Here is a 4,294-nt window from a genome sequence, read left to right as displayed (position 1 = left end):
GTCCGGTTCCATCCCCGCCAGATAGGTAGGTGGTAGCAGCGCGATCGTAATTTGGTTTTCGTTTACGAAGCTCGCAAACTCATTCAGGTTATTAATAATATCTCGCGAAACCAGATAAAGCGTCCCGCCTCCCAACAAAATCGTGAACATTTCCCAGACCGAAGCGTCAAACGAACTGCTGGCAAACTGCAGCATCCGATCCGATCCGTTCACGCCCCATTGTTCCTGGAAGAAATGCCAGAGGTTGAGGATTCCCCGATGTTCTACCATGACCCCTTTGGGCTTCCCGGTAGAACCTGAGGTATAGATGATATAGGCCAAATCCTCCGGCTTGTTAACAGGTTGCAGATTGGCATTGCCATCCAGTTCTACATGCTTCAAGTCTTCGCCATCCACATCCATGATCGGGCCGTGATAAGTGAGCTTGTCCCGGAGATGCTTTTGCGTCAGCAGCATGGACGCGCCGCTGTCCTCCAGCATGTAGTGAATCCGTTCCTCCGGATAGTTCGGATCGATCGGCAGGTAGGCTCCACCCGCTTTGAGCGTTCCCAGGATGCCTATGACCATTTCCATGGAACGCTCCGTCATGATGGCGACGATATCGTCCGGCTTCACTCCACGCGCTCTCAAGACCATCGCCACCCGATTCGCCTGCTCGTTCAGTTCCCGGTAGGTCAGTGTTTGCTCTCCCCAGACTAAAGCCGGATGATCTGCTCTTTGCCCTGCTCGTTCCTCAAACAGCCCATGGATCGTTTGATCCTTCGGATACTCCGCCTCCGTGCGATTGAAATCGCGGAGCAGCAGGCTGCCCTCTTCCTCCGGTACGATTTCGATATCTTCGATCCGCATCTTTGGACAACGGACGATTTCACGGATGATCATTTGGATCTGCCCGGCTATCCGCTCCATAAGGTTTCTGTCATAGGCCAAGCTATTGTAGCGGAATTTGATCTGCAAATCATTTTCAGGCATAACAATGAAATTAAAATCAAAACTCGTTTGTTCGGAGACCTTCGCGGACAGAACCCTCAAATCCGGTCCATGGTCACCCTGTCCTTTGACGGCTTCCTCCATCGGGTAATTTTCAAAGGCCAGCAGGTTTTGCACCAATCCGCTTCCATGAGCGGTCCGCGACTGAATTTCTGCCAGCGGATAATAGTGATGCTGCTCAGATAGCCATGCCTCCCGCTGCAGTTTGGCAACCAGGGCCGAGAAGCTTTCTTCCTTTTCTGCCCGGACTCTGACAGGAATCGTATTGATAAATAGCCCTACCATCCGTTCAACGCCTTGGATTTCCGTCGGTCTTCCCGAGACAACCGTCCCGAACACCACATCCCGGGTATTGTTGTACCGTTGCAGCAAAATCCCCCATACGGCCTGTATCACCGTACTTAACGTAGCGCCGCTTTCTCTTGCAATCCCCTCCAAGCTTTCCTTCATGTCTCTATTTATCGTAAAATCGTATTCCTCCTGAATGTATCCCGAATTAGCCTTACTATTTTGGGTTTTGGGCAGCAGCGCCGGCTGTTCGTACTCCGTAAGATAATTCTCCCAGTAAGCTGCCGTCTCCCGATCATCCCTTTGTTCTAGCCACTGGATATATTGACGATAAGGATGCACTGTACCTAATTGCGGTATGCTTCCTTGATGAAGCGCACTGTAAACTTCCAGCAGCTCTTTAAATACAATGCCAAGACACCATCCATCCATAATGATATGATGAAAACTCCAAATCAAACGGTAGCTGTCGGCACTCATTCTAATCAAAGCGAATCTGATTAGCGGCTCCCGGGTGAGATCAAAGCCCTTTTCTCTGTCCTTGTCCAAATAGGCTTCAAAATAGTTTTCTTGCTCTCTCTCTGTCAAAAAGGAAATATACTCGAAAAACATTTCAGCCGGTCTGTCCTTTAAAACGACCTGAACCGGTTTTTCCACCTTTTCATAAACAAAGGCGGTCCGCAAAATATCGTGCCTTTGAATTACCTGCTGGAAAGCTCGTTCAAACAAACTTCTATCGATCTCGCCCTTCAGGCTGATCACGGCCTGTTCAAAATACGCATGTGAGTTTTGCTCCCTGAGGAAGTGGTATAGCATTCCCGACTGCATAGGGGTCAGTGTATAAATATCCGTGATATTGGACCTGGAATCCCCCATCGCGCGGTATACCTCTTCTACCTCCTCCATCAAAATGTGCCTGGAACCCACATCACTGGCTGTCAGTTCCGTATATTCCTGTGATACACAATGCTCGATAATTTGCTCCAGATTGCGCTTAAAGCTTTCCCCCACTCTGATCAGTGTGGCCTTTTCATATTCGTGCTTGTGATAAGCAAAACTCAGCCGCAGCCTTCCATCATTCACTCTTCCGTTAATGTCCAAACAATAAGGTCTCTGCATGTCGGGTGAAATGGTCTCATCGGCAAGAACATCAGAGAGGGTAAATATTTCGGTATCGATATCCTGGTCAAACTGCCCCAGGTAGTTGAAGCTGATCTCAGGCCGCAATTTAAATCTTAAGATTTCTTCGTCCTGAAGAGTCGTTTGGTATTTTAAAATGCCATAGCCGATGCCTTTATGCGGAATACGGCGCAGGCTTTCTTTGACGGCTTTCAGGCGGGAAGACACGTCTTTGACACCTGCCATATCCAAAATCACAGGGTATTGGGCGGTAAACCAGCCAACGGTTCTGCTGATATCCACATCCTGAATGATTTCTTCGCGCCCGTGCCCTTCCAGGTTAACAAGTACCTTGTCTTCTCCTGTCCATTCTCGGATCGCCTCTCCCAGTGCCATCAAAAGTACATCGTTGATTTCCGTATTGTAAGCCTTGTTCACTTCTTTCAGCAGCTTGGCGGTTTGGACTTCATCCAATTCGATTTCGATATGATCGCTATCCATATATTTTCTGCTATGAACGGAATGATCCTTGGGAATAGGCTTGATTTCATTCTGCTCCAGCTCGCGCCAATATGTGATTTCTTGCAGAAGCTCCCCGCTGCCAGCATACGTATAGAGTTGTTCAGACCATGTGCGGAAAGAGTCCGTTTTCCCTCTGAATGTGATTTTTTCTCCCTTCTCCGCCTGCCGGTATCCCGTAGAAAGATCCTCAAAAAGAATCCGCCAAGAAATCCCGTCAACCACTAGGTGGTGAATACTTACGCACAGATAGTCACCGTCCCCCGTTTTGAACAAGCCTGTTTGCATCAGAGGTCCACGCTCTATATCCATGCCTGACTGAAGCTGGGCGGCCTCCTCCTTTACGGAGCTGGCATTTATATCATCCTTTGTAAAATCCTTTACCTCCAGCGAATACAGCTCGCCTTCCATGTCCCGGTTGAACAAAGCCACCTGTCCCGCCTTCTCACGCACTACAATACGCAGCGCATCATGGTGTTCCACCAAGCGATCAAACACTTTTCTTAACATCTTTTCGTCAAAACCCTGTTTCCTATGTAACAGAACTGACTGGTTGAAGTGATGTTTTGCTGCAAAAGGCTGCTCGAAAAACCAGCTTTGGATGGGCGTGAGCATAATTTCCCCTGTTACCATTCCTTGAAATGCAGTATGCTCGACAGATTGTACATAAGCACTCAATTGCTCAATTACAGGATGGTCAAAAAGATCCTTCAACTGCAGCTTTAGCTTATAATCGTGAAGTTTGGACACGACCTGGATGGCTTTAATGGAATCTCCCCCCAGATTGAGAAAGTGATCCTTAATACCGACCCGTTCGACTTTCAGGACTTTTTCCCATATTTCAGCCAATATCTCCTCTATCTTGTTTCTCGGTGCCTCATATTCCTCCGCTGCACTCTCACTCAGATCGGGCTCAGGCAATGCCTTTCGGTCAATCTTTCCGCTCGGAGTCATCGGCATGCGATCCATCTGCATAAAGCTGGACGGCACCATGTAATCAGGCAGTTCCTGCAATAGCTGTTCCCGCAGCTCTTCCGCTCCCGGTTCACCCTCTGCTGTAAAATACGCTGCCAGATACTTTTCCTTCTGCTTGTCCTCTCTGGCGATTACCGCCACCTCCTGAACAAGCGGATGTTTCTGTAGCCGCGCTTCGATTTCCCCCAGCTCAATGCGGAACCCTCGAATTTTCACCTGATCGTCGATTCTTCCCAAAAATTCGATATTCCCGTCCGGCAGCCAGCGCACCAGATCCCCCGTGCGGTACAGCTTCTCTCCCGCTTCATAAGGATTCGGCACAAATTTCTCCGCCGTCAGCTCTGGCCGATGCAGATAGCCCCTGGCCAATCCGTCTCCCGCAACGCACATTTCCCCGGCTGCT

General features: G+C 49.1%; 1 protein-coding gene. It reads right to left on the bottom strand.

Translation table 11 applies throughout. The features are described 5' to 3' along the window. Nucleotides 1-4,294 (bottom strand): condensation domain-containing protein (locus BAZ21_RS27370; RefSeq protein WP_141695050.1); only part of this gene is annotated, 4,294 nt, incomplete at both ends.

Source organism: Paenibacillus kribbensis (genome assembly GCF_001705305.1).
GTDB lineage: Bacteria > Bacillota > Bacilli > Paenibacillales > Paenibacillaceae > Paenibacillus > Paenibacillus kribbensis_B.
The sequence above is the reverse complement of the archived record's forward strand: the minus strand, read 5'-3'. Positions and strand labels throughout refer to the sequence as shown.